Consider the following 697-nt stretch of genomic DNA (forward strand, 5'->3'; position numbering starts at 1 on the left):
TTTTTTGACCTCAGCGATCGCTTTCGAGTCTGATGGCTTAAATTCGGTCACTGCCAGTCCATTAGACGCTGCTGATCGGAAGGCTTTTCGGTTTCCTAATGGAGCATCAATGAATTCTAGACCGGGTGTGTCTTTGGCAATTGCTGCGGCATCCGAATTATCTGAACCTTTTGCATCTGCACGGTTAATGATGCAGAGGGCTTTCAGATTCTCATTGAAAGCGCGGGCTTCCTCGACTAACTTGCCAACACTCTCTAATGTCCAGACATCAAAAGAGCCAGGAAGAAAGGGAATCACATAAACATTCGCCATCGAGAGAGCTGCTCTCTGTCCTGCTGTATCTCGACCTCCCACATCAATCACCACATCGTCGTATTTTTTTGCCATCCGCAAAACTTCAGATCTGACTGCCGCTCCATAAAGCTTGATGGAGGTGTAGCCAGCTCCCTGCTCTATTAAGGTTTCGTTACGAACCGCCGTGAAGTCTGAAGCCGTGCCTTGATCATCAGCATCGACGAGCAGCACGTCCATCCCCTGGTTGGCTCTCATTACGGTCATGTTGGTTGCGACCGTGGACTTGCCAACCCCCCCTTTAATAGGGTGCGACCTCTATTTGATACTATTAGAGGGCAACGGAAAAGCCGTATTGATTCAGTTTGTTCCAGAATTGATCCCAACGCGTTGAGGTCCAGGCGGC

1 protein-coding gene is annotated in these 697 nt (G+C 49.4%); it reads right to left on the reverse strand.

Annotated features, from left to right (window positions below):
- Nucleotides 1-597, reverse strand: a 597-nt coding sequence (locus A8707_RS26345) for a nucleotide-binding protein (RefSeq protein ID WP_269452780.1), incomplete at its 3' end; no start/stop codon positions are given.
- Nucleotides 598-697: the final 100 nt, after the last annotated feature.

The sequence above is a fragment of the Phormidesmis priestleyi BC1401 genome (assembly GCF_001650195.1).
GTDB classification, from domain to species: Bacteria; Cyanobacteriota; Cyanobacteriia; order Leptolyngbyales; family Leptolyngbyaceae; genus Phormidesmis_A; species Phormidesmis_A priestleyi_B.